The 24,916-nt window shown below is 67.1% G+C and carries 20 protein-coding genes; 12 read left to right on the forward strand and 8 right to left on the reverse strand.

The window, feature by feature from the left end:
• The first annotated feature begins 23 nt into the window (after positions 1–23).
• From ACZ1A1_RS17115 to phnX, 6 genes are all read left to right on the forward strand, one after another.
• On the forward strand, positions 24–950 hold the full coding sequence (locus ACZ1A1_RS17115; protein ID WP_313193969.1) for a LysR family transcriptional regulator: 927 nt from the start codon (positions 24–26) through the stop codon (positions 948–950).
• Between the two features lie 81 nt (positions 951–1,031).
• The gene (locus ACZ1A1_RS17120; RefSeq protein WP_463620831.1) at positions 1,032–2,051 is read left to right on the forward strand and encodes a putative 2-aminoethylphosphonate ABC transporter substrate-binding protein; all 1,020 of its coding nucleotides are present in this window, start codon (positions 1,032–1,034) and stop codon (positions 2,049–2,051) included.
• Positions 2,052–2,230: 179 nt separating this feature from the next.
• Positions 2,231–3,319 (forward strand): putative 2-aminoethylphosphonate ABC transporter ATP-binding protein, encoded by a 1,089-nt coding sequence (locus tag ACZ1A1_RS17125; RefSeq protein ID WP_463620832.1) that lies wholly within the window; start codon positions 2,231–2,233, stop codon positions 3,317–3,319.
• A gap of 63 nt (positions 3,320–3,382) precedes the next feature.
• A complete protein-coding gene (locus ACZ1A1_RS17130) occupies positions 3,383–5,410 on the forward strand; it encodes a putative 2-aminoethylphosphonate ABC transporter permease subunit (protein WP_463620833.1) in 2,028 nt (675 codons plus the stop codon).
• A 14-nt stretch (positions 5,411–5,424) separates the two neighbouring features.
• On the forward strand, positions 5,425–6,555 hold the full coding sequence (locus ACZ1A1_RS17135; RefSeq protein ID WP_463620834.1) for a TIGR03364 family FAD-dependent oxidoreductase: 1,131 nt from the start codon (positions 5,425–5,427) through the stop codon (positions 6,553–6,555).
• 9 nt (positions 6,556–6,564) lie between these two features.
• On the forward strand, positions 6,565–7,368 hold the full coding sequence (gene phnX, locus ACZ1A1_RS17140) for a phosphonoacetaldehyde hydrolase (protein ID WP_463620836.1): 804 nt from the start codon (positions 6,565–6,567) through the stop codon (positions 7,366–7,368).
• 97 nt (positions 7,369–7,465) lie between these two features.
• Here phnX and ACZ1A1_RS17145 read toward each other — a convergent pair whose 3' ends face one another.
• The 6 genes from ACZ1A1_RS17145 to ACZ1A1_RS17170 form a co-directional block, all read right to left on the reverse strand.
• Complete coding sequence (locus tag ACZ1A1_RS17145) at positions 7,466–8,896, reverse strand: aldehyde dehydrogenase family protein (RefSeq protein ID WP_463620838.1); 1,431 nt, start codon at positions 8,894–8,896, stop codon at positions 7,466–7,468.
• Between the two features lie 22 nt (positions 8,897–8,918).
• Positions 8,919–9,878 (reverse strand): ornithine cyclodeaminase family protein, encoded by a 960-nt coding sequence (locus ACZ1A1_RS17150; RefSeq protein WP_463620839.1) that lies wholly within the window; start codon positions 9,876–9,878, stop codon positions 8,919–8,921.
• On the reverse strand, positions 9,869–11,404 hold the full coding sequence (locus ACZ1A1_RS17155; RefSeq protein ID WP_463620840.1) for an FAD-dependent oxidoreductase: 1,536 nt from the start codon (positions 11,402–11,404) through the stop codon (positions 9,869–9,871). Before ACZ1A1_RS17155 ends, ACZ1A1_RS17150 begins: the two co-directional genes overlap by 10 nt.
• A complete protein-coding gene (locus tag ACZ1A1_RS17160; RefSeq protein WP_463620842.1) occupies positions 11,404–13,470 on the reverse strand; it encodes an oxidoreductase in 2,067 nt (688 codons plus the stop codon). The genes ACZ1A1_RS17155 and ACZ1A1_RS17160 overlap by 1 nt, the downstream gene beginning before the upstream one ends.
• Positions 13,471–13,538: 68 nt before the next feature.
• A complete protein-coding gene (locus tag ACZ1A1_RS17165) occupies positions 13,539–14,939 on the reverse strand; it encodes an aminotransferase (RefSeq protein ID WP_119255495.1) in 1,401 nt (466 codons plus the stop codon).
• Positions 14,940–15,030: 91 nt separating this feature from the next.
• Entirely contained in the window at positions 15,031–15,639 is a 609-nt protein-coding gene (locus tag ACZ1A1_RS17170; protein WP_463620843.1) for a TetR family transcriptional regulator C-terminal domain-containing protein, read from the reverse strand.
• 318 nt (positions 15,640–15,957) lie between these two features.
• Here ACZ1A1_RS17170 and ACZ1A1_RS17175 point away from each other — a divergent pair, with 318 nt between their 5' ends.
• The 5 genes from ACZ1A1_RS17175 to ACZ1A1_RS17195 all read left to right on the forward strand — a co-directional run bounded on the left by ACZ1A1_RS17175 (position 15,958) and on the right by ACZ1A1_RS17195 (position 21,995).
• The gene (locus tag ACZ1A1_RS17175) at positions 15,958–17,547 is read left to right on the forward strand and encodes an ABC transporter substrate-binding protein (protein ID WP_463620845.1); all 1,590 of its coding nucleotides are present in this window, start codon (positions 15,958–15,960) and stop codon (positions 17,545–17,547) included.
• A 96-nt stretch (positions 17,548–17,643) separates the two neighbouring features.
• Positions 17,644–18,615, forward strand: a complete 972-nt coding sequence (locus ACZ1A1_RS17180; protein WP_463620893.1) for an ABC transporter permease — start codon at positions 17,644–17,646, stop codon at positions 18,613–18,615.
• A gap of 8 nt (positions 18,616–18,623) precedes the next feature.
• Complete coding sequence (locus ACZ1A1_RS17185) at positions 18,624–19,517, forward strand: ABC transporter permease (RefSeq protein ID WP_415214355.1); 894 nt, start codon at positions 18,624–18,626, stop codon at positions 19,515–19,517.
• Positions 19,507–21,150, forward strand: coding sequence for an ABC transporter ATP-binding protein (locus ACZ1A1_RS17190; protein ID WP_463620847.1), 1,644 nt, complete (start codon positions 19,507–19,509; stop codon positions 21,148–21,150). The genes ACZ1A1_RS17185 and ACZ1A1_RS17190 overlap by 11 nt, the downstream gene beginning before the upstream one ends.
• A gap of 59 nt (positions 21,151–21,209) precedes the next feature.
• Entirely contained in the window at positions 21,210–21,995 is a 786-nt protein-coding gene (locus ACZ1A1_RS17195) for a transporter substrate-binding domain-containing protein (RefSeq protein WP_463620849.1), read from the forward strand.
• Between the two features lie 72 nt (positions 21,996–22,067).
• Here the strand turns inward: ACZ1A1_RS17195 and ACZ1A1_RS17200 are convergent, their stop codons facing one another.
• Complete coding sequence (locus tag ACZ1A1_RS17200) at positions 22,068–23,273, reverse strand: multidrug effflux MFS transporter (protein WP_463620850.1); 1,206 nt, start codon at positions 23,271–23,273, stop codon at positions 22,068–22,070.
• Positions 23,270–23,740, reverse strand: coding sequence for a MarR family winged helix-turn-helix transcriptional regulator (locus tag ACZ1A1_RS17205; protein WP_463620852.1), 471 nt, complete (start codon positions 23,738–23,740; stop codon positions 23,270–23,272). Before ACZ1A1_RS17205 ends, ACZ1A1_RS17200 begins: the two co-directional genes overlap by 4 nt.
• Before the next feature lie 255 nt (positions 23,741–23,995).
• On the opposite strand from ACZ1A1_RS17205, the gene ACZ1A1_RS17210 reads away from it, so the two are divergent.
• The gene (locus tag ACZ1A1_RS17210) at positions 23,996–24,895 is read left to right on the forward strand and encodes a helix-turn-helix domain-containing protein (protein WP_463620854.1); all 900 of its coding nucleotides are present in this window, start codon (positions 23,996–23,998) and stop codon (positions 24,893–24,895) included.
• Positions 24,896–24,916: the final 21 nt, after the last annotated feature.

Consider the following 24,916-nt stretch of genomic DNA (forward strand, 5'->3'; position numbering starts at 1 on the left):
GACGCATTCGCAGGAGCAGCAGCATGAGTGTCACCCTTGCCCAGATGAAGGCCGTGGAGGCGCTGTCGCGCACGGGGAAGTTTTCCGCCGCGGCCGAGGAACTGGGCATCAGCCAGCCGACCGTCTCCTCGCAGGTGCAGGCCTTCGAGCAGCTCTGCAAGCGGCGCATCTTCCAGCGCAAGGGGCATACGGTGAAGGTCGCGGCCGGGGCGCAGGAGCTGATCGCGAAGATCCGCGTCACGCTGAAATGCCTCGCCGACGTCAACGAGGCGCTCTATTCCGAAGCGCGCATGGAGCGCGGCACGCTCGGCGTCGGCTTTTCCGCCCATCGCCTGATCATGCCGGCGCTCACCGCCTTCGTGCGGCGCTATCCGGCAATCCATATCAACACGCAAGGGGGGCCCTCGCTCTCCCTGCTCGGCGACGTGCTGAACGGCGATCTCGACCTTGCCGCCGTCTCCATGCCGCTCGCCGACGAGCGGCTGTTCTGCGAGGAGATCCTGCGCAGCCGCATCGTCATCTACGGGCCCAAGGGACACCCGGCGCTGCAGGGCAGCGCGCTGACGCTGCAACAGCTCGCCCCCGAAAAGCTCGTCCTGTGGAACCGGATGTCCGGCACGCGCTCGACGCTCGACCTTGCCGCGCGGCAGGCGGGCGTCACGCTCAACTGCGTGCTGGAGGTCGCCACGCTCGACGTCGCCTATGCGTCGGCGGCCGCCGGCATCGGGCTCGGCTGCGCCATCGAGGGCGAGGTGCAGGCGGACAGCAATATCGACGTCGTGCCGCTTGCCGATCCGGAACTTTCCATCGGCCACTATCTCGTCTGCCTGCCGGAATGCCGCGAACATGCCGCCGTCGAGGCCTTTTTCGGCATCGCCCGCGCCCATTACGGGCTGGCCGGCGGCCCGGTTCCCGGGGACGGATCAATCGATCATAGACAAAATCTATGATTTAGCGTGTTTCATATGCCTGTCATATAACAGGACTAGCTGTTCGCTCGAACTCAATCCCCACGTTCGAGAGGGCTCCAGATGAAGAACCACCTTTTCGCCGCCACGCTTTCGCTGGCCGCGCTTGCCGCCGGCTCGGCTTTCGCCGAGACGAGGCTGACCGTCTACACCGCCTTCGAGGCCGAGCAGCTCGAGGCCTACAAGGTCGCCTTCGAGAAGGCGAACCCGGACATCAAGATCGACTGGATCCGCGATTCCACCGGCGTCGTCACCGCCAAGCTGCTCGCCGAGAAGGAAAACCCGCAGGCCGACGTGGTCTGGGGCCTTGCCGCCACCTCGCTGCTGCTGCTCAAGCAGGAAGGCATGCTGGAGACCTATGCCCCGGCCGGCGCCGACAAGCTGGACCCGCGCTTCCGGGACGACGCCAATCCGCCGGCCTGGGTCGGCCTCGATGCCTGGTCTGCGGCGCTCTGCGTGAACACCGTCGAGCTCGAAAAGGCCGGCGCCGCCATGCCGAAGAGCTGGGCCGACCTCACCAAGCCGGAATACAAGGGCATGATCGCCATGCCGAACCCGGCCTCCTCCGGCACCGGCTTCCTCGATGTCGCCGCCTGGCTGCAGATGATGGGCGAGGAGAAGGGCTGGTCCTACATGGACTCGCTCGACGCCAACATCTCCAGCTACATGCATTCCGGCTCCAAGCCCTGCAAGGACGCCGCCCGCGGTGAAGTGACCATCGGCATCTCCTTCGACTTCCGCGGCGCGCAGGAAAAGACCCGCGGCGCACCGGTCGAGGTGGTGGTTCCGGAAGAAGGCATCGGCTGGGATGCGGAAGCCGCCGCCATCATCGCCGACACGGACAAGCTGGACGCGGCCAGGAAGCTCCTCGACTTCTCGATCTCCGAGGACGCGATGAAGCTCTACAACCAGAACTACGCGATCCTCGCCGTTCCGGGCATCGCCCAGCCGGTCGAGAACTTCCCGGCCGACGTCGACAAGAAGATGATCAAGAACGACTTCCAATGGTCGGCCTCCAACCGCGAGCGCATCCTGACCGAATGGGAAAAGCGCTACGGCAGCAAGAACGAGCCGAAGGGCTGATCGCGAAACCCCTCCCCAACCCTTCCCCACAAGGGGGAGGGGCTTACCTCGCCGCTCCGTTTGCATTCGATTTCGAGCAGTGAGCAAGCCTCTATCCTTCTCCCCCCCTTGTGGGGGAGATGCCGGCAGGCAGAGGGGGTCTTTCCCCGCATTTCCATTTCCACAGGCAGAGGCAACTCATGCAGACCGACAACCTGAAACACCAGCCGCATGTGCGGATCGACCACGTCACGAAATCCTTCGGCGATTTCTCCGCGCTGCGGGACGTCTCGCTCGATATCTGGCCGGGCGAGTTCATCTGCTTCCTCGGCCCGTCCGGCTGCGGCAAGACCACGCTTTTGCGCGCCATTGCCGGCCTCGACATCCAGAGCGAGGGGCAGATCTTCATGAACGGCCGCGACGTCTCGGCCCTGCCGCCCTCGCAGCGCGATTTCGGCATCGTCTTCCAGTCCTATGCGCTGTTCCCCAACCTCACGGTCAACCAGAACGTCGCCTATGGCCTCGTCGGGCGCGGCCTGAAGCGCGCCGAGATGGACAGGCGCGTCGCCGCGCTGCTCGACACCGTCGGCCTGCCCGACCAGGGCAGGAAGCATCCGACGAAGCTTTCCGGCGGCCAGCAGCAGCGCGTGGCGCTCGCCCGGGCGCTGGCGACCGAGCCGAAGCTCCTGCTCCTCGACGAGCCGCTTTCCGCGCTCGACGCCAAGGTGCGCAACCACCTGCGCCGCGAGATGAAGGACCTCCAGCGCAATCTCGGCGTCACCACCATCATGGTCACGCACGACCAGCACGAGGCGCTGACCATGGCCGACCGCATCGTCGTCATGAGCGGCGGCCAGATCGAGCAGGTCGGCACGCCCGAGGAGATCTACCAGAACCCGGCCAGCGCCTTCGTCGCCGATTTCGTCGGCGAGATGAACTTCATCCCCGCCGAGATCGTCGCCGACAACCGCGTGCGCATCGGCCGCATCGAATTCGACGCCGACACGTCCGGCCAGCACGAGCGTTCCGTCCTTGCGGCCGTGCGCCCGGAGGATGTCGTCGTCAGCACCGCCGACGGCCGGCCGAACAGTTTTCGCGCCCGCATCGAGGAGGGCGAGTTCCTCGGCTCCTTCTTCCGCGCCCGCTTCGGCGGCGGCGACCTCGGCGAGAACAGCCTGCGCGCCGACGTCGCCATGCACGACATCCGCAACCTGAAGCTCCGCCCCGGCGAGGAAATGCCCGTCGCGATCCCGCGCGAGCGCATCCGCGTCTATGCGCAGGCGGTCTAGCAGCCCCAGGAAAAGTGCGAAGCGGTTTTCCGTCCGGAACTGCGCCAGAACAGAGAGAAACCTATGCCGGATATCGCAGCCGCCCGCGGCATCGTCATTCCCCCCGCCTATCGCCGCACCCGCATCCGGCCGAAGCTCGCCGGCGACGAGCTGATCCAGCGGGGCCTCCTCGGCCTCGTCATGCTCTATCTCGTCGTCGCGCTGGTGCTGCCGCTGTCGCTGGTCGGCATGAAGGCCCTGCAGACCTTCCATTTCCCGCTGCAGCAGGTGAGCGTCGAGTTCCGCAAGGACGGCGTCTGGACGCCGCAGGGCACGCTGGCCGACTGGGCGCTGAAATCCGGCTTCGTGCAGAACCCCGACCTTATGCCGGGCGAGCGCAGCCGCATCGAACCCGCCGCCATCATTCCCAAGCGCGAGCGCCGCGACATCGAGGCCGTGCGCCTCAGCGACACCTCGCCCGCCGGCGGCCTCATCGTCATCGGCGGCAAGCCGACGTTCGGCAAGGCCGTAGAGGTGGCGAAGGCCGATTTCGGCGCCGTGCAGATGAAGCCGGCCATGGCCTACGGGCTCGACAACTTCGCCTTCTACTTCCGCACGGCGAGCCTTCGCCAGTCGATCTTCAACTCGCTGATCGTCGCCATGCTCGTCGCCGGCATCGTCACGCCGCTCTCCTTCGCCTTCGCCTACGGGCTGATGCGCACCCATATGCGCGGCAAGGGCGTCTTCCGCCTCATCGCCTCCATTCCGGTGCTCGTACCCTCGCTGCTGCCGGCCATCGGCCTCGTCTATCTCTTCGGCAAGCAGGGCGTGCTGACGCCGATCCTCCTCGGCGTGCCGATCTACGGGCCGCTCGGCATCGTGCTCGCATCGGTCTTCTTTACCCTGCCGCATGCGCTCGTCATCATGACCGTCGCGCTCTCGGCCAGCGACCAGCGGCTCTACGAGGCGGCAGAGGTGCTGCGCGCCTCGCCGTTGCGCATCTTCCGCACCGTCACGCTGCCCGGCGCGCGCTACGGCCTGATCTCCGCCTTCTTCGTGGTCTTCACGCTCGTCGTCACCGATTTCGGCGTGCCGAAGGTGATCGGCGGCGATTTCCCGATGCTGGCGCTCGACATCTACAAGCAGGTGATCGGCCAGCAGAACTTCCAGATGGGCGCGGTCGTCTCGCTCGTCCTGCTCCTGCCCGCCATCGTCGCCTTCGTCGTCGACCGCATGGTCAGCCGCCGCCAGGTGGCGCAGATGACGGCGCGCGCCATGCCCTATACGCCGAAGGAGGACAAGCGCCGCGACCGCGTCTTCTTCGCCTTCTGCGCGGTTGTCTCGCTGTTCCTGCTCTCGATCATCGGCATGTGCCAGCTCGCCGCGCTCGCCAGGTTCTGGCCCTACGACCTGACGCCCGGCCTGCAGCACTACGACTTCAACCGCATGGACGGCGGCGGCTGGCGCTCCTATGCCAATTCGCTGCAGCTCGCCGTGCTGGTCGCGACCATCGGCGCGGGCATCGTCTTCCTCGGCGCCTACCTGGTCGAGAAGACGCGCAATTTCGAGACGCCGCGCCTCATCATGCAGATGCTCGCCATGATCCCCATGGCGGTGCCCGGCATGGTGCTCGGCCTTGCCTATATCTTCTTCTTCAACAACCCTTCCAATCCGCTGAACTTCATCTACGGCACGATGGCGATCCTCGTCGTCTGCACGATCAGCCATCTCTATACCGTGCCGCACCTGACGGCGGCGACGGCGCTGAAGCAGCTCGACGGCGAGTTCGAGGCGGTCTCCATGTCGCTGAAGCAGCCCTTCTGGCGCACGCTCGGCCGCGTCAGCATACCGGTCTGCTTCCCCGCCATGGCGGAGGTGTGGATCTACCTCTTCGTCAATGCCATGACGACGGTCTCGGCGGTGGTCTTCATCTATTCCTCCACCACCACTCTCTCCTCCATCGCCGTGCTCAACATGGACGATGCCGGCGACATCGCGCCGGCCGCCGCCATGGGCATGATGATCTTCTACACCAATGTCGTCGTCCGGGTGCTGCACGGCTGGGGCGCGGATGCCGTGGTGCGCCGCCTCCAGACCTGGCGCACGCGCTGAACCGGGAAACCACCATGCGCAGCAATCAGGGATTCGATCTCGTCGTCGTCGGCGCCGGCATCGTCGGGCTCGGCACGGCGCTCGCCGCGGCCCGCAAGGGCAAGAGGGTCACCGTCGTCGAGCGCAACGCAAGGGCCGTCGGCGCCTCGATCCGCAATTTCGGCTTCGTCACCGTTTCCGGCCAGAAGACCGGCGAGCATTGGGCAAGGGCCCGCCGCGCCCGCGATGTCTGGGCGGAGATCGTCGGGCAGGCCGGCATCGAGGTGGTGCATCGCGGCCTCGTCATGCCGGCCTATCGCAGGGAAGCCGCGGACGTGCTCGACGCCTTCCTCGAAACCCCGATGGGCGCCGATTGCCGCCGCCTGACGCCGGGCGACGCGCTCGGCTACGTGCCGGCGCTTCGCGAAAATGGCATGCGCAGCGCCCTCTACAGCCCGCACGAATTGCGGGTGGAATCGAAGGACGCCATCCCGAAGCTCGCCGCCTGGCTGGAAGAGAAGCACGGCGTTTCCTTCCACTGGAGCACCGCCGTCACCGGCATCGACGGCGAGCGCATCGAGACGAGCCGCGGCATGCTGAATGCCGGGGCGGTCGCCGTCTGCCCGGGCGACGACTTCTCGACGCTCTTTCCCGGGCGCATCGCGCCCTACGGCCTGAAGGTCTGCACCTTGCAGATGCTGCGCATCGCCCCGGCGACGCCCGTCCGCTTCGGCGCCGCCGTCATGTCGGACCTCAGCTTCGGCCGCTACGAGGGCTTCGCCGACCTGCCGGAAGGCCGAGCGCTCGCCGCCCGGCTCGATGCCGACTGCGCCGAGATGCGCGCCGCCGGCATCCATGTCATCGCCGTGCAGTCCTCGGACGGCTCGCTGGTCGTCGGCGACAGCCATGTCTACGGTAACGCCCCGCAGCCCTTCGCCGAGGAGCGCATCGACGACCTGATCCTCAAGGGCTTCGACGAGATCTTCGACATGCCGGGCCGGCGCGTCACGGCGCGCTGGGTCGGCACCTATGCCTCGGCCAGCGACCGCACCGTCCTCGTCGACAGGCCCGCCGACAATATCCGCCTCGTCATGGTCACGGGCGGCACCGGCGCCTCGACGGGCTTTGCGCTCGGCGAGGAGGTCATTTCCGATATCTATGCTTAGGAGAACATCATGAGCCATCTCAAGGCTGTCGTCTTCGATTGGGCCGGCACGGTCATCGACTTCGGGTCCTTCGCGCCGATGGGCGTTTTCGTGGAGGCCTTCCGCCGCTTCGGCGTCGAGGTTTCCATCGCGGAGGCCCGCGAGCCGATGGGCCGGCCGAAATGGGACCATATCGAGGCGATGCTCGCCCAGCCGCGCATCCGCGCCGCCTGGACGGAAGAGCACGGCCGCGCACCGGCGACCGAGGACATCCAGGCCGTCTACGACGTCTTCGTGCCGCTCAACGAGGAGGTCGTCAGCGACTATTGCGACCTCGTGCCCGGCACGGTCGAGACCGTCGCGGCGCTGCGCGGGCGGGGCCTGAAGATCGGCTCCACCACCGGCTATACGCGCTCGATCATGGCCCGCGTGCTGCCGCTCGCCGAAAAGCAGGGCTACGCCCCCGACAACCTCGTCTGCGCCGGCGACCTGCCGCATGGCCGCCCGACGCCGATGAACATGTACAGGTGCTTCCTCGACCTCGACGTCTGGCCGGCCTCTGCCGTCGTGAAGGTGGACGATACCGGCGTCGGCATCGACGAGGGCCGGGAAGCCGGCACCTGGACGGTGGGCCTCGCGCTCTCCGGCAACGAGGCCGGCGTCACCGCGGACGAACTCGCCGCCCTCCCGGAAGCGGAGCGCAAGGCGCTGCGCGAAAAGGCGAGCGCCGCCCTCGGCCGCCACCGCCCCCACTACATCATCGACACGGTCGCCGACCTGCCGCCGATCATCGAGGAGATCGAGGCGCGCATGGCAAGGGGCGAAAGGCCTTAACGCCTTCCCTGCCGAATTTCGCTTCCCCCGCACCGTGCGAAACGGTGCGGGGGCTGTCGATGATCGACCGGCGGTGAAACGCCGGTCGGGGCGGCCCCTAGCCGCTGATCGCCTTGACCTCCAGGAAGTCCTCCAGTCCCCATTTGCCGCCTTCCCGGCCATTGCCGGACTGCTTGAAGCCGCCGAAGGGGCTTCCGGCGGGGCGGCTCCTGCCGTTGATCTGCACCATGCCGGCGCGGATGCGGCGGGCGACGCGCCGGGCCTTCTCCGGGTCGCCCGTCTGGACGTAGCCGGACAGGCCATAGGGCGTGTCGTTGGCGATGCCGATGGCCTCGTCCTCGCTGTCGAAGGGGATCATGACCAGCACCGGCCCGAAGATCTCCTCCTGGGCGATCGTCATCCCGTTATGGACATCGGCGAAGACCGTCGGGCGGACGAAATAGCCGCGCTCCAACCCCTCCGGCCGGCCGGGGCCGCCGGCCACGAGCCTCGCGCCCTCGGCGATGCCGGCCTCGATCAGCGTCTGCACCTTGTGGAACTGCGCCTCGGAGACGAGCGGGCCGATATGGCTGCCGTCCTTCGCGGGATCGTCGACGGCATAGCCTTCGGCGATCCCGGCCGCGAGCTTCACCGCCTCGTCATAGACCGGGCGCTCCACGAGCATGCGCGTCGGCGCGTTGCAGGACTGGCCGGTGTTCTGGAAGCAATGGGCAAGGCCGCGGCCGATGGCGTCCTCGAGGTCGGCATCGGCGAAGACGAGGTTGGGGGACTTGCCGCCGAGCTCCAGCGAGACCCGCTTGATGTTCGCCGCCGCTGCCCGCGACACGGCCATGCCGGCGCGCGTCGAGCCGGTGAACGACATCATGTCCACGCCGGGATGAGCGGAAAGCGCCTCGCCGACGACATGGCCCTCGCCGTTCACGAGGTTGAAGACGCCGGGCGGCAGCCCCGCCTCGTCGACGATCTGCGCGAACAGCATCGCCGACATCGGGGCGATCTCCGACGGCTTCAGGACGACGGTGCAGCCGGCGGCGATCGCCGGGATCACCTTCAGGGCGATCTGGTTCATCGGCCAGTTCCAGGGCGTGATCAGCCCGCAGACGCCGATGGGCTCGTAGACGATCCTTTCCTGCGGGTTCGCCTCGTCGAGCGGATGTTCGAAGGCGAAGGACCGCAGCGTCCTGACGAACGCCTCCATGTGGAAGAGGCCGGCCGCCGCCTGCGCATCACGCGCCAGCCGGATCGGGGCGCCCATCTCCTTCGAGATTGTCTCGGCCATTTCCTCGCTGCGTGCCCGGTAGATCGAGACGATCCTCTCGATCGCGGAAAGGCGCTCCTCCCGCGTCGTGCGGCTCCAGGTCTCGAAGGCCCTGCGGGCCGCCGCGACCGCCTTGTCGATATCAGCGGCGGAGCCGGCCGAGATCGTGGCATAGGCTTCCTCCGTCGCGGGGTTGATCACCGGCAGTGGCCTTGCCGCCTCGGGCGCGACCCATTTGCCGTCGATGTAGAAATCCGTCCTGTCGATCATGGCCTTGGTCCTTCGTGTGGCATCAATATTCGGGTTCCGACCGCACCCTACGCAGGAGTTCCTGCGCGGTGAAGAGGTCGAGATGGGCGCCGCCCGCATTCTTGAACAGCGTGATCTCGCCGGCGGACCGCCTCCCCTCGCCCGAGCCGCGGCACAGGTCGAACAGGTCCGCCCGGATGCTCGCCCAGGTCATCAGGCCCTTTTCGACCGGCTGGAGGAAGTCGCCGCAATCGCGGCAGAGACCGCGCGTATCGGCAAAGAGCGCGGCGCGGCGAATGACGTCGTCATCGGATTCGCGCATGTCGGGCCGCCAGCCGCCGATGAGGTCGACATGGCATCCCTCCTTCAGGAGCGCGCCCTTGACGAGCGGCGTCGTCGCCATGGTGGCGCTCGAGACGATGTCGGCCAGCGGCAGGACGGCATCGGGATCGTCCACGGCCTCTATCCGCACGCCGCCCATGTGCATGCCGGCCGCGACCTGCCGGGCCTTGTCAACGGTGCGGTTCCAGATCCAGACGTGCCGGATCGCCGGGCGCACGCTGACAATGGCTTCGACGACATGGGGAGCGAGCGCGCCCGCGCCGAAGACAAGCAGCGTGGCGGCGTCCGGCCTTGCGAGGAGGTCCACCCCGAGGGCGGAATCGGCGGCGGTCTTGCGCAGCGTCAGCGCGGTTCCGTCGGCGACCAGGGCCGGCGCGCCGGTCACGCCGTCGAAGGCGACATAGAGGCCCTGGTTGGCGGGATGCGGCGGCGTCGCCTGCGGATTGCCGGGGAAGATGCTGACGAGCTTGGCCCCTAGCATCTCCCCGCGGCTCCAGGCCGGCAGCAGGATAAGCCCGCGGCCGCCGTCCGGCGCGCCGGGCTCGCCCATATAGAGCTCGCCGGCATCGGGCATGGCGCCGCGATGGGCCTTGCGAAGCGCCGCGACGAGCGACGGATAATCGAGAAGGCGATGAACGTCGTGACCGTCGACTAGGCGCATGGCTCCCCCACTCCGAAATCATGCGCGACCTGCGCGCGGTAGCGCCGGACCTGCGCGCCGACCTCTGCGGGCGACCAGCCCATGATGTCGCTGACGCCCTCGGCCACCGCCTCGGCAACGTCGAGCCCCATGCCCTCCGACCAGCCGATGGGAAAGCGGCGGAACATCAGGTCGTCGAGATTGACGACCTGTTCGTGCGCGGCGGAAAACCGCAGATGATCCAGCGGGATCGCCTCTCCGTCTGTGGAGATGCCGTCGCCGGCCGCCTGCGGGAACTGCCGGGCGGCATGGGAGATCGCCCGCGCGGGGCCGCTCGGCGCCATCCGGCCGGAGAGCGCCTTCGCGATGCTCGCGCCGGCATGGCGGTGCGTCATGATGAGCCCGCCGGTATAGACGAAATAACCGGGCGCGCCGTGCTGCGCCATGTCGTGCAGCAGCACCGCCTCGCAGCCGTCCGGGTGGCCGGCGCGGGCCGTGCGCGGGCGCACCCCGGCCCAGCTGTAGAGCACGTCCTTGCGGCTCAGCGCGATATCCGGGAAGATCGAGTTGAAATCGCCGAGGAGCCCCCGGATGGTCGCCTCGTCGGCCCTGAAGCCGGAAGCTTCTGGCTCGTGTGGCTCGTCGCGCGGGCCGAAATAATGGAGGTCCCGCCAGGGAATGACATAGAAGGGATCGCCGTTCGGCAATGCCGTCTCGATGGCGATGCCGCGGAATTCCGGCGGCAGGCGGACGACGACATTCGTTCCCTTGAGGCCCTGGTTGATTTTCGGCACCGGCAGGCCAGAGGCCGCGGCGATGCCATCGACCCAGGCCCCGGCGGCGTTGACGACGGCGCGCGCCTCCAGCGTCTCGCGGGCCTGCGTCCGCCTGTCCAGAAGCTCCAGCCGCCAGCGGCCGTCCGGCTGGCGGCGAACGGACGTGACCTCGGTATAGTTGCGGGTGACGGCGCCGAGGTCGCGGGCATTCAGCACGGTATCGACGCAGATGCGCTCGGGCCAGTCGAACTGGTATTCGGTGAAACGGATGACGCCGGAAAGGTCCTTCCGGTCGCGCAGATGCGACAGGGCCGGCATCGCCGCGATCTCCCGCGCCGACATCGGCTTGAAATCGAGCGGCACCCCGCCGGGATCGAGCGCGCGCAGCAGGGCGAAGCCGAGACGGGCCTTCCAGAGCGGAATGCCCTCGCGCCGGTAGAGCGGCATGTAGAAGCCGATCGCCCTCGCCCGCGCGGGCGTCGCCCTGACGAAGCCGGAGCGGTCGCGCATCGCGCGCCGCGCCAGCTCCATATGCTCGATGGCCATTCGGGGGTTTCGCAGGAAATTCCAGATCGACCGTCCCGGCGAGAAATAGGTCAGCCCGCAATGCTGGAGCCGGCTGGAACGGCTCGACGTTCCCCCGGCGAAATCCGCGCGTTCGAGCAGGACCGTGGAGAAGCCCGCGGCGGCGAGATGGTTTACGGCGCTCGCCCCGGTGATGCCGCCGCCGATGACCGCGACGTCGAACGGCACGGCTTGCGGCCCGCCCATCACAGCACCATGCACAGACGCATCGCGTCGTAGATCGAGGCATGGACGTTCCGGCTGGCGACGGCGTCACCGATCCGGTGCAGCTCGAAGGTGCCGGCGCCGCCCTGCCGGGGCTGCGGCGTGCCGGCGAGCAACGCTTCGAGGTCCGTCACGCCTTCGTTGACCGATCGATCCTTGAGGTCGTGGAACACCTCGTCGAGCGGCATGGTGCCCCGCTCGACGACCACCTGCGAGGCGGTCATGTCGAGAAGATCGCCCGTCAGTTCGTGGCGGAAGGTGGCGGTCAGCGCATTGGCGCCGTTGCGGCTCACCCTGACGAGGTGATGATCCATCGTCGCGGTGATGCCGCTCTCGTGGAACTGCTTGCGATAGACGGCGCGCGTCGAATATTCGACCTCCTGCGCCAGGCTGTCGTCGATGGTCACGAGATGCACGTTGCAGCCCTGTTCCTTCAGGTGCAGCGTCGTGGAAATGCCCTCGTGCCGGCCGGTGCCGTCATAGACGATGATGTCGCCCGAGCGCTCGGTCGTCGCGCTGAGGACGTCCCAGACGGTCTGGCAATGCTCCGCGCCGTCGAGCCAGTCGACATCCGGCAGGCCGCCCGTCGCGACGATGACGACATCGGGGTTTTCGGCGAGCACGTCCTCCGCGGTCGCATAGGTGTCGCAGCGCATCTCCACGCCGAGCCGGGCGAGTTCGGCGGTCCGCCAGTCGATGATGCCGATGAGGTCGCGGCGCTGGCGGGCGCGGCAGGCGAGGAGCAATTGCCCGCCCGGCTGGCTTCCGGCCTCGAACAGCAGGACCTCGTGGCCGCGCTCGGCCGAGACGCGCGCCGCCTCCAGCCCCGCCGGCCCGCCGCCGACGACCACAACCCGGCGCTTTCGCGCGGCGGGAGCGATGATCTGCGGCATCGTGGTCTCCCGCCCGGAGGCGGGATTGTGGATGCAGTTCACCTTCTTGTGCATGCAATAGGACGCGCCGACGCAGGGCCGTATCCGGTCCTCCTCGCCGCGCATGATCTTGTTGACGATCTGGGGATCGGCCATGTGCGCGCGGGTCATCGCCACCATGTCGAGCAGGCCGTCGCGGATCGCGTGGCGCGCGGTGGCGATATCCGTGATGCGGGCGGCGTGGAAAACCGGCAGCTTCGTATGCCGGCGGAAGGCGCCGACCCGCGACAGGAACGGCGCCAGCGGCTGGGACATGCCCGGCATGTTATGCTCGGCGAGCGCGATGACGGTATCCATCCGGCCGAAGATGCAGTTGAAGACGTCCACCAGCCCCTCGCGCTCGAAGATCGCCGCGATCTCCAGACAGTCCTCGAAGCCAAGGCCGTCCTCGCTCGCCTCGTCGATGACGAAGCGCATGCTGACGATCATCTCGTCGCCGAGCCGGCGCCGAATCTCTTCGTGGACCATGAGGCCGAAGCGCACCCGGTTTTCCACCGAGCCGCCGAAGCGGTCGGAGCGGAAATTGGTGCGCGGGGAAAAGAACTGGCCGATGAGGTGGCCGCCGGTCAGCGTCTCGACGCCGTCGAGGCCGCCCTCGCGGCATCGCTCGGCGGCCGCACCATAGGCCTTGACGATCCGCCGGATGTCGTGCTCGTCCATCTCGCGCGAGAATGCCCGGTGCTGCGTCTCGCGCGAGCGGGAGGGGGCGAGCGCCGGCAGCCAGTTGAGGGTGGTGGCATCCGCCCGGCGGCCGAGATGCGAGATCTGGCACATCAGCGCCGCGCCATGCGCGTGGATGCGCTGCGAGAACGCCTGGAGGTGGGGGATCACCGCGTCCGTCGCGAGGTTGAGCTGGCCGCCATTGCCCCAGCTCGAATCCACGTCCACCATCGAGGAGCCGCCGAAGCTGGTCAGCGCAAGCCCGCCCTTGGCCTTTTCCTCATGGTAGCGCTGGTAGCGCTCCATCGGCATTCCGCCGTCGTCGAGGAAGGACGCGTGGCTGGTGCTCATGATGCGGTTGCGCAGGGTGAGCCCCTTGATGCGCAGCGGCTGGAGCAGCGGATCCTTGCTGGCGGTAGCGGCTGCGGCGGCGGGCGAGGCGTGGGTTGCGGCCATCGGAATATCCCCGAGAAGGAACGAGGGCGCCGGGCGGGCACCCGGCGCGACTGCATGCGGCGGGCGCCCTACCAGCGCCCTTCCGCCTTGAGCTCGTCCTGCACGCGGACGATGCTGCCGCGCAGGATGGCCATCATGTCGTCGATCTGCTCTCGCGTGATGATCAGCGCCGGCGACAGGACGCACATGCTGCCGATGGGCCGGACGATGAGGCCGCCTTCGTAGCAGTAGCGGTCGACGCGCAGCGCCACCTCCTTGTCGAAGTCCGTCGCCTCCTCCGCATCGGGATCCGTGACGCATTCGACGCAGGCGACGAGGCCCGTACCGCGGGCATCGCCGATCAGGGGAAGCTCGCCGAGCTTGCGGATCTCTTCCTGGAAATAGGGCGCGATCTCGCGGACATGGGCGAGAAGGCCCTTCTCCTCGATGATGTCGATATTGGCCAGCGCCGCCGCGCAGCTCACCGGATGGCCGCTATAGGTGTAGCCGTTGGTGTAGAAGCTGCCCCTGGCGTTCTCGCCGCTGACGCGGGCGAGCACGGCGTCGGAGATGACGAAGCCGCCGAGCGGGACATAGCCCGACGTGACGCCCTTCGCGAAGGTGATGATATCGGGCACGATGTCGAACACCTCCTCGGAGGCGAACCAGTGGCCGCACCGGCCGAAGCCCGTCACCACCTCGTCCGAGATGTAGAGGATGTCGTGCCGGCGGCAGATCTCGAGGATGCGGCGGTGGTAGCCCTTCGGCGGGATGAGGATGCCGCCGGACGCCAGCAGCGGTTCGGCCAGGAACGCGCCGACATTTTCCGGGCCGAGCGTCTCGACCCGCTCCTCGAATTCTGCCACCAGCATGTCGAGGAAGGCCTCCTCGCTCATGCCGCGCGGACGGCGGAAGACGTTGGGCGCGGAGATGAAGGAGACGTTGTCGAGCGCGAGGTCGAAGTTCGGCCGGTTGCCGGCCCGGCCGGAGCAGGCCGCCGTCAGGTGCGTGCTGCCGTGATAGCCGTCGATGCGGCAGATGATGGCCTTCTTGTCCGGGCGGCCGAGCACGTTGTTGTAGAACTGCATGAAGCGCAGGGCCGAATCCACCGCCGACGAGCCGCCGGTGGTGAAGAACACATGGTCGAGATCGCCCGGCGCGAAGGCGGCGATCCGCCGCGCGAGCTCCGATGCCGGGCCGTTGATCGAATACCAGGGGGAATTGTAGCAGATGCGCAGGGCCTGGGCGGCGATCGCATCGGCGATCGGCTGGCTGTTGTAGCCGACCTGCGTGCACCACATGCCGCCGGGGCCGTCGATCAGCGTGCGGCCATGGCTGTCGCGGATATAGATGCCGTCGGCCGAGGTGAAGAGCGGCCGACCGCCGGAGGTGCCCAGCTTCGACATCTCCTCGGCGGGACTGATCAGATGACGATGCGCCGCATCTTCGAGTTCGGCGACGTTCCACTGCGATCCGGTCTCGGCATACATGATGTTTTCCTATTCGATAGTTCGGGCCGGCATGGTGGTGCGCGGCCGCTGGCTTCGTCTTTGCTTGTCGTCGTGCCCCGGCGCGGCGCGCCTAGGCCGGAACGGCCTGCCCGGCCTCGGCGAAGTCGGACGGGAAGAATGCTGAAAGGAAGGTGAGGCAGACCTGGCGCGAGCGCTCGCGCATCTGCGGGCTGTTCTCGCCGGTCACGTGGCTGAAGATCCAGCAGCCGTCCGTAATGGCATAGAGCCCCCGGGCGATCGCCATCGCATCGACCGTGACCGCGCGCTCGGCGGCAAGCTCGGTGACCAGGGTCACCATCGTGTCGAGCGAGCGGTATTTCAGCTCGCTGCACCGCTTCTTGTAGGCGGGAACGCGGGGCGCCTCCGCCCAGAACGCCATCCAGACGGCAAGATGCTTGGTCTTGGCGACGCGCGGATCGAAATCCACGTCGATGAGGAGACGCAGCCTTTCGGCCGGCGAGGCCGCCGCGGAGGCCATCGCGTCGAGCCAGATCTTCTCGTAGTTGCTGGCCAGCAGGTCCAGCACGGCAAGGAGAAGGCGCTCCTTCGTCTTGAAGTGAAACGCGATCACCCCGTAGCTGCATCCGGCCTCGTCGGCGATGTCGTTGACCGTGATGCCCGAGAGCCCCCGGCGCGCCACGACACTGAGCGCCGCATCCAGAAGCTGCTGGCGCCGCACCGAACTTTGACTTGATATCTCTTTTATTTTTTTCGCCATGTATTTTTTCTTAATGACCTAACCGACTGTCGTCAAATGGTTTTTTGAATCAAAAAATTGATTGATCGATCAAAATCTTATTGACCAATCAATCTAGTGCAATAATAGTGGCCCCGGATGGAGCGGTCAGCCGGCGTTTCCTTCGCAAGGGAGTGCGGAGATTGGCGGCATCGGAAGCTCCCCCGGCCCCGGCCGAAAAATACCGGCGCCCGATGCCTCGCATCGAGGTCGTCCGCCGCATTGCCGCATCAGGCTTATCGTCAGAAAAAGGGGAACGAGATGCAGGACAAGAAAGACTTTCCGCAGCAGGCCGGCTTTCCGCCGGCCACGCGCCGTCAATTCATCGGCGGGGTCGGCGCCCTGGTCCTCGGCGCATCGTTGCTGCCGGTCGGCATGCGCGCCGCCCATGCCGCGCCGAAGCAGGGCGGATCGGTGCGCTTTGCCATCAACGACGGCGCGCAGACGGACTCGCTCGATCCGGCCACCTGGCAGAGCTCCTTCACGCAGGTCGTCTTCGGCGGCACGCTTTGCAACGCGCTGACCGAGCTTGCCGCCGACGGAACGGCGACACCCGACCTCGCGGAGAGCTTCTCGGCATCCGACGACCTCAAGGTCTGGACCTTCAAGCTGCGGCAGAACCTGCAGTTCCACGACGGCAAGCCGGTCACGGCGAACGACGTGATCGAGTCCTTCCGCCATCACATGGGGCCGTCGTCGAGCTCGGCGGCGAAGGCGCTCGTCGAGGGGATCGCCGACATCAAGGACGGCGGCGACGACACGATCGTCTTCACCCTCACCGGCGGGAATGCGGATTTCCCCTATCTCGTCTCCGACTGCCACCTCGTCGTGCTGCCGGCCAAGGACGGCGGCGGGCTGGACTGGGCGCGCGGCGTCGCGACGGGGCCCTACATCATCGAGGATTCCCAGCCGGGCGTCAGCGTCCGGATGAAACGCAACCCGAACTACCACAAGCCCGGCCAGCCCTATTTCGACACCGTCGAATTCGTCAACATCATCGATGTCGCGGCGCGCACCAATGCCCTCCTGACGGGCGAGATCGACTACATGGTCGACGCCGACATCAAGACGCTGAAGCTTCTGGAGCGCAACGCGGAGATCGAGATCTCGAAGGTCAGCGGCCTCAGGCACTTCAGCTTCAGCATGAACACCTCGGTCGCCCCCTTCGACAATCCCGACGTGCGGATGGCGATCAAATACGCGATCGACCGCGAGGACATCGTCAACAAGGCCTTCCTCGGCAATGCCAAGGTGGCGAACGACAATCCCGTCGCCCCGCAGATCGCCTTCGCCGTCAATCCGGAGCCGGTGCACAGCTACGATATCGAGAAGGCCAAGGAGCATCTGGCGAAGGCCGGCCTGACCAGCCTCGCGCTCGACCTCTCCGTCGCCGAGACGGCGTTTCCCAATGCCATCGACGCCGCCCTCCTCTTCAAGGAGCACGCGGCCAAGGCCGGCATCGAGATCAATGTCATCCGCGAGGCCGACGACGGCTACTGGGACAATGTCTGGCAGCACAAGCCCTTCGTCGGCGTGGACTGGCTGGGCAAGCCGACCTGCGATTCCCTCTTCACGACCACCTATGCCAGCAACGCGCCGTGGAACGACACGGCCTGGAAGAACGCGCGCTTCGACGAGCTTCTGGTGCTCGGACGGGCCGAGCCGGACACGGCCAAGCGCCAGGCGATCTATGCCGAGATGCAGCAATTGCTGCACGACGACGGCGGCGCGCTCGTCATCGCCTATGCGCTGTTCATCGACGCCATGTCGAAGAAGATCGGCCACGGGCCGATCGGCAACATGCTGCAATGCGACAACTTCCGGATGGCCGAAAGGTGGTGGCTGGCCTGAGGCCGTCCGGCATGCCCTGACCATCGTCGGTCGCCGCCCCTTCGGAGGCGGTGACGCGCAGCTTCACCGGAAGGTCGTCCATTGCATCCAGGCATCCTGTCAAAACCGCTATTCAGAACGATCCTCGCCCGCCTGGGTTCGGGTTTCGTGACCCTGTTCGTCGTGTCGCTCATCATTTTCGCCGCCATCGCCGTCCTGCCCGGCGATTTCGCGAAGACGACGCTCGGGCGCGCGGCGACACCGGAAACGGTCGCGAATTTCCAGAAGGCGCTGGGGCTCGACCAGCCGGCCATCCAGCGCTACGCGACGTGGATCGGCGGGGCGGTCACCGGCGATCTCGGCCTGTCGTTCTCCTCGGGAAGCGGAACGCCGCGCACCGTGACGGGCATCATCGGCCCGCGCCTGGAAAACACCCTGTTCCTCGCCGGCACCACCGCGCTCTTCGCCGTGCCCATCGCGCTGACGCTCGGCATCGTCGCGGCCATCCGGCGCAACAGCTGGCTGGACAAGGCGCTCAACGCGGCGACGCTCGCCAGCATCTCCTTTCCGGAATTCTTCGTCGCCTATGTCCTGATGCTGCTTCTGGCCGTCAAGATCCCCGTCTTCTATTCGCTCGCCCGCATCACGCCCGACATGGGCGCGGTCGAGATATTCCAGCGCATCGCGCTGCCGGTCTTCACGCTCAGCTTCGGCATCATCGCCCACATGATGCGCATGACGCGGGCCGCCATCATCGGCCTGCTCGCCCATCCCTATATCGAGATGGCGAAGCTCAAGGGCGTTCCGCCGTGGCGCATCGTCCTGCGGCACGCGCTGCCCAACGCCTGGGCGCCGATCGCGGCGGTCGTGGCGTTCAACCTCGCCTATCTCATCGTCGGCGTCGTCGTGGTCGAGGTCGTCTTCGTCTATCCCGGCATCGGCCAGGCGATGGTCGATGCCGTGCGCACGCGCGACATCCCCGTGGTGCAGGGCTGCGCCCTGATCTTCGCGGCCTCCTACATCCTGCTCAACCTCCTGGCCGACATCATCGCGATCGCGACCAATCCCCGGCTGGCGCATCCGCGATGAGGGACCCGATGCAGACAAGCCAAACGTCCCCGCCCGTCCGCATCGTCCGTTACCGGCGCTCCCGCATGGAATGGCTGCGCGCCGGGCTGAGAAAGGCATCCTGGACCACCTGGCTCGGCCTTGCCGTCATCCTGCTCTATGCCGTCCTTGCGATCTTCGCGCCGCTGCTTGCGCCCTATGGCGAGGCGGACGTCGTGTCGAACGAGCCGTTTTCGGCCTGGAGCCTGGCGTTTCCGCTCGGCACCGACCAGCTCGGCCGCGACGTGCTGAGCCGCCTCATCTACGGCGCGCGCAACTCCGTCGGCATCGCCTTCGTCACCACCGCCATCGCCTTCCTGCTCGGCGGGACGCTCGGCATCCTGTCCGCCATATCGCCGGCCTGGCTCGATCATCTCCTGTCGGGCCTTGCCGATACGCTGATGGCCATTCCGCAGCTCATCTTCGCGCTCATCCTGCTGGCGCTGTTCGGCTCGTCCATCCCGAGCATCATGCTGATCATCGCCGTCCTGAACGCCACGCAGATCTTCCGCCTCGCGCGCTCCTCGGCCCGCAACGTCGCGGCCATGGAGTTCATCGAGGTCGCCAGCCTTCGCGGCGAAGGGACGGCCTGGGTCATCGTCCGCGAGATCCTGCCGAACATCCTTCCCATGCTGATCGCCGAATTCGGGCTTCGCTTCTGCTTCGTCTTTCTCACCATCTCGGCGCTTTCCTTCCTCGGCCTCGGCATCCAGCCGCCCTCGGCCGACTGGGGCACGATGGTCCGGGAAAGCGCGACCTTCATCAGCTACGGCGACATCACGCCGCTCCTGCCGGCCGCGGCCATCGCCCTCCTGACGATCAGCATCAATTTCGTCGTCGACTGGTTCCTCGACATCGCAAGCGGACTGCGCAATGACCAATAGCCCCGCCGCCGACGGCCGCCGCAGCGGCGAGACCCTGCTGGATATCCGCAACCTCACCATAGAGGCCGAGCGCGACGGGGCATGGCAGCCGATCGTCCGCGACATCAGCCTCACCCTCAAGCGCGGCGAGGTGCTCGGCATCATCGGGGAATCGGGCGCCGGGAAATCGACGCTCGGGCTCTCCGCCCTCGGCTTCGCGCGGGCCGGCTGCCGCTTTTCTGCCGGCAGCGTCGTCTTCGACGGGCGCGACCTCCTCAAGGAGAGCGAGGAATACCGCCGGCAGCTTCGCGGCAACCGGATCGCCTATGTCGCGCAAAGCGCGGCCGCCTCCTTCAACCCGGCGCACAGGCTGATCGACCAGACGATCGAATGCGCGATGCGGGAGGGGCTGACCTCGCGCGCCGCCGCCATCGGCAATGCGAAGGACCTCTATGCGCAGATGCAGCTTCCGGACCCGGACAGCATCGGCGCGCGCTTCCCGCACCAGGTTTCCGGCGGCCAGCTGCAGCGCGCGATGACCGCCATGGCGATGACCTGTCGGCCGGACCTCATCGTCTTCGACGAGCCGACGACGGCGCTCGACGTGACGACGCAGGTGGAGGTCCTCGCCTCGATCCGCCGGATCGTCGAGGAGCACCACACGGCCGCCCTCTACATCACCCACGACCTTGCCGTGGTGGCGCAGATGGCGCACCGGATCATGGTGCTTCGCCATGGCGAGCTGGTGGAAGAGGCGGATACGCAAACCATGCTCTCGGCGCCGAAGCAGCCCTATACGCGCTCGCTCTGGGCCGTGCGCACCATGGAGAAGCAGGCCGAGCCGCCCGCCGCGCCGATGCTGGAGATCTCCGGCATCGAGGCCCATTACGGCACGTTCAAGGTGCTCGACGACATCTCCGTCACGCTGCCGGCCGGCCGGACCGTCGCCGTGGTCGGGGAATCGGGCTCGGGGAAATCAACGCTCGCCCGCGTCATCGCGGGCCTGCTCCCGCAGACCGCGGGCAGCGTGAGCCTGAACGGAACCGCGCTTGCGCCCTCCCTCAAGCAGCGCAGCCGCGACCAGTTGCGCCGCATCCAGATGATCTACCAGTCGGCCGATACCTCGCTCAATCCGCGGCAGACCGTGCTCGACCTCGTCGGCCGGCCGCTGGCGTTCCACCTCGGCCTGCGCGGGCGCGCCCGGGACCTTCGCGTCGCCGAGCTGCTCGACATGGTCGAATTGTCCGACCGCCATATCGTCAGCTTTCCCTCCGAGCTTTCGGGCGGGCAGAAGCAGCGCGTCTCCATCGCCCGGGCGATCGCGGCCGATCCCGACGTGTTCATCTGTGACGAGATCACCTCGGCGCTCGACCAGCTCGTGCAGGAGCAGATCCTCAAGCTGATCCTCAAGCTCCAGAAGGAGATGAACAAGTCCTACCTCTTCATCACCCACGACATCGCCACCGTGAACGCCATCGCGGACCATGTCGTGGTGATGCACCGGGGCCGGATCGTGCAGCAGGGGCCGAAGGCCTCGGTCATGTCCGCCCCCGATCATCCCTATACGCGCCAGCTCCTCTCCGCGGTGCCGCAAATGGACGCGGGATGGCTCGACGCCGCCATCGCCGGCAGCCGCGCGGCGAACGGCCGCTAGCGGCGGCGCGGGCAGGAACGAGGCGCGCCTCGCCAGGAATCCACAGTGAAAAAAGGGGAATGAAAATGAAGACACTCACTGCCGCCCTCGTTTCCGCCGCGCTGGCCATCGGCCTTCAGGCCGCCGGGCCGGCCGCCGCGCAGGATTCCGACTGGAAGGAGATCCATATCGCGACGGAAGGCGCCTATCCGCCCTTCAACTTCGTCGATGCCGCCGGCAAGCTCCAGGGCCTCGACGTCGACATCGCCAATGCGCTCTGCGCCGAGATGAAGGCGACATGCACCATCGTCGCGCAGGACTGGGACGGCATCATCCCCGGGCTGAAGGCGAGGAAATTCGACGCCATCGTCGCCTCCATGTCGATCACGGAGGAGCGGCTGAAGGAAATCGACTTCTCCAGGAAATACTACAGCTCCAAGCTCTCCGTCATGACCAAGGCCGACAGCGGGATAGAGGACATCAGGCCGGAAAGCTTCGAGGGCAAGACGATCGGCGCCCAGTCCTCCACGCCGCAGGCCGAGCAGGCCGAAGCGCTGTTCGGCAAGCATGGCGCCACGGTGAAGCTCTACCCGTCGCAGGACGAGGCCGACATGGACCTCGTGAACGGCCGGCTGGACGGGATCGTCGCCGACAAATTCTATCTCGCCGCCTGGATGAAAACCAACGGCAACGGCTGCTGCAAGCTCGTCGGCGACCTTGCCGAGGGCCAGACCGAGATCGGCGTCGGCCTGCGCAAGGAGGACAAGGCGCTGAAGCAGAAATTCGACGCCGCGATGGACGCCATCGTCGCGAACGGCACCTACAAGACCATCGTCGCGAAGTATTTCGATTTCGACATCTACTGAGCGGGCGGAGCATCCCGGATATCCGGCCGGTACGCTCTCCGTGGCGGCCGGTGTCCGGCGAGCGGCCCGCCGTCAGGCACGTGCCCGGTTGGCGAGCCAGAAGGCGAGCTGGGCGAGGATGCCCGCGCCGAAGAGGACCGAGCCGGCGGCGAGCATCGGATTGCCGCCGAGGCCGCCAAGGGCCGTGCAGGCCGCGCCGATCGCCATCTGCGCCGCGCCGTAGAGGCCCGACGCGGAGCCGGCGGCCTGCGGATTGACGCCGAGCGCCTCCGTCAATGCCGCCGGGGAGGCCAGCCCCGCGCCGAAGCTGAAGACCAGCATGGGCACGACGGCGAGCGCCACGTTCAGCCAGCCGGAAAGGGCTGCGGCGAGGAACAGGGTCGCGGCGATGCAGCTTACCAGGTTGCCAAGGATCATCAGGCGCGCGGTCGGCATGCGCGAGACGGCGCGGCTCGCCGCGAGGCTTCCGAACCATATGCCGAGCACATTGATCGCCAGATAGACGCCGACCTCGTAGGTCGGCCGGTGAAGCTGGTTGACGAAGATGAAGGGCGCCGCGCCGATATAGGCATAAAGCGCGGTGGTGGCGCAGCCGCCGCCGATCGTATAGCCGAGAAAGGCCCGCGAGCGCAGCAGCGCCAGATAATTGCGCATGACCTGCCGCACGTCCTTGCCATCGGCCGCCGGGCGATCGCGAAGCAGGGCATGGATGAGCGCGAGATTGGCAAGGCCCAGCAGGGTGAGCGCGACGAAGATCGACCGCCAGCCCGCCGTCTCGGCGAGCGCGCTTCCGATCAGCGGCGAAAGCCCGGGGCCGGCCATCGTCATCAGGTTCATCAGCGAGAGCTTGCGGGCAGCCTCGGCGCCGGATGCGCCATCGCGCACGAGCGCCCGGCCGAGCACGAGGCCCGAACAGCCGCCGAGCGCCTGGAACAGGCGCGCGACGATCAGCACCCCGATGGTCGGCGCGAAGAAGGCCGCAAGGCTCGCCGCCGTATAAACCAGCATGCCGGCGATCAGCACCGGCCGCCGGCCATAGCGGTCGGACACCGGCCCATAGACGAGCTGCCCGACGGCAAGGCCGGCAATATAGGTGCTGAGCGTCAGCTGCGTGGCATGGGTCGTCGCGCCGAGCGCCTTGGCGGCCAATGGAAGCGCCGGCACGAAGATGTGCATGGCCAGCGTTCCGCTGAGCGTGATCAGCGCCAGCAGCCACAGGGGCGTGCGGACGGGCGCGGCGGGCACCATGGCCTCCGGCCGGCCGGAAAGGATCGTCATGATTTTCTGTCGCTTTCGTTCATGGCCAGCAGTCGTCCGCAAACCTGCTCCAAGACACGGCGGGAGATCGCCAGGTCGCCTTGCGCGATCTCGGCAAGGACCTCGTCCTCGATGCCTTGCGACACGCTTTCCACCTGCTGCACCAGCGCCCTGCCCGCCTCGGTGACGGTGATCGCCTTGGCCCGGCGGTCCTCCCCGTCGGGATGCTGCTCGATCAGGCCGGCCGCATCCAGATTGGCGAGGATGCGAACGACCGAGGACGTATCGAGCATCAGCACGGCCGCCAGATCCTTCTGCCGCATGGGCTTGCCGGCCTGCGCCAGCCGCAACAGCGGCAGCCATGTCGCCTCCGACAGGCCGAACGCCTGAAGCCGCGCATCGACGGCCTTGCGCCACTGGCGGGAGACCAGGCTGACGAGCGTGCCGAGGCGGTTGCTGGAAAGGGGAAGCATTGGATTCGACGTCATTGTGCCAGCTCATTTAGTTTGTATGCAAACTAAATAGATGACATGCAAACTAATTACAAGGGCGGTTGCCGGGCAAGCGGCCCGTTCCGTTTTGCGGCATTCGCAAAGGCCGGTCGCTTCCGCCAAAATTTCTTGACTAATTAATTCATATTTTATAGCTCAATCGCCAACACGAGCTGTCCCACGGTCGCCAACACCAATCCGCGCATTTTCAGAAAGCATCGGCCAGCTTCCGCCCAGCGCGCCAGATCGAACATGAACGAGACTGTTTCGCCGCCCTGCATGCAAAGCGACATCCACGGCTTCGTCGTCAAGGGCGGGCCTGTTTGGCGTGCCTGGGACGGGATTGTCGCCGACGTATGGGATGTCGAATGCCATCCCTCGGCCCGCGGGGCCTATGTCGCGCCCTATCCGCGGCTGTTCGTGCTGCTCGACATCAACGAGGGTGGCCGGCTGGAATTGTCGGCGCCCGGCATCGGCGCCGTCGGCTGCCATGAACGGCCGTTTTCCATGTCCTATATTCCCACGCAGATGCCGGTCGAAAGCAGGGCCCTGGGCGTGACCGGCCTTCGCCACCTCGATCTCCATCTGCCGGGGACGGCGCTGATGCGCAAGTTCGGCGGCATGATCGCGCACGAGAAGCTCGCCGAGGCGCGCCTGAATTTCCACGACGCGCGGCTGGCGGCGCTTGCCGGCATGCTGGCCGAGGAATGCGAGAGCCGGCAGCCGCTGAACGACCGTTGCGGCGCCGGCCTGATCGACGCGCTCATCGCCATTCTGTTTACGGTGGGCAGCCGCACCCCGAAGGCAAGGCCGACCCTGTCGCGCATCCAGCTCGACCAGAGCCTCGATTATATCGAGCGGCACTGCTTCGAGCCGATCCGCCTGCACGGCCTCGCCAGCCTGCTCGGCCTTTCCGAGAGCCATTTCAGCCATGCGTTCAAGGCATCGACCGGCGTGCCGCCGCTGCGCTGGCAGATGGAGACGCGCGTCGGCAAGGTCAAGGACCTCTTGCTGCGGGACGACCTGACCCTGACCGACATTTCGGCGATGACCGGCTTTGCCGACCAGGCTCACCTGACGCGCTCCTTCAAGAAGGTGGTCGGCGTCACGCCCTCGGAATGGCGGCGCAGCGCGCCGCGTCCGCGTGGGTGACGGGCAAGTGTTGCAAATCTG

This window comes from Shinella sp. R2-11, assembly GCF_055330205.1.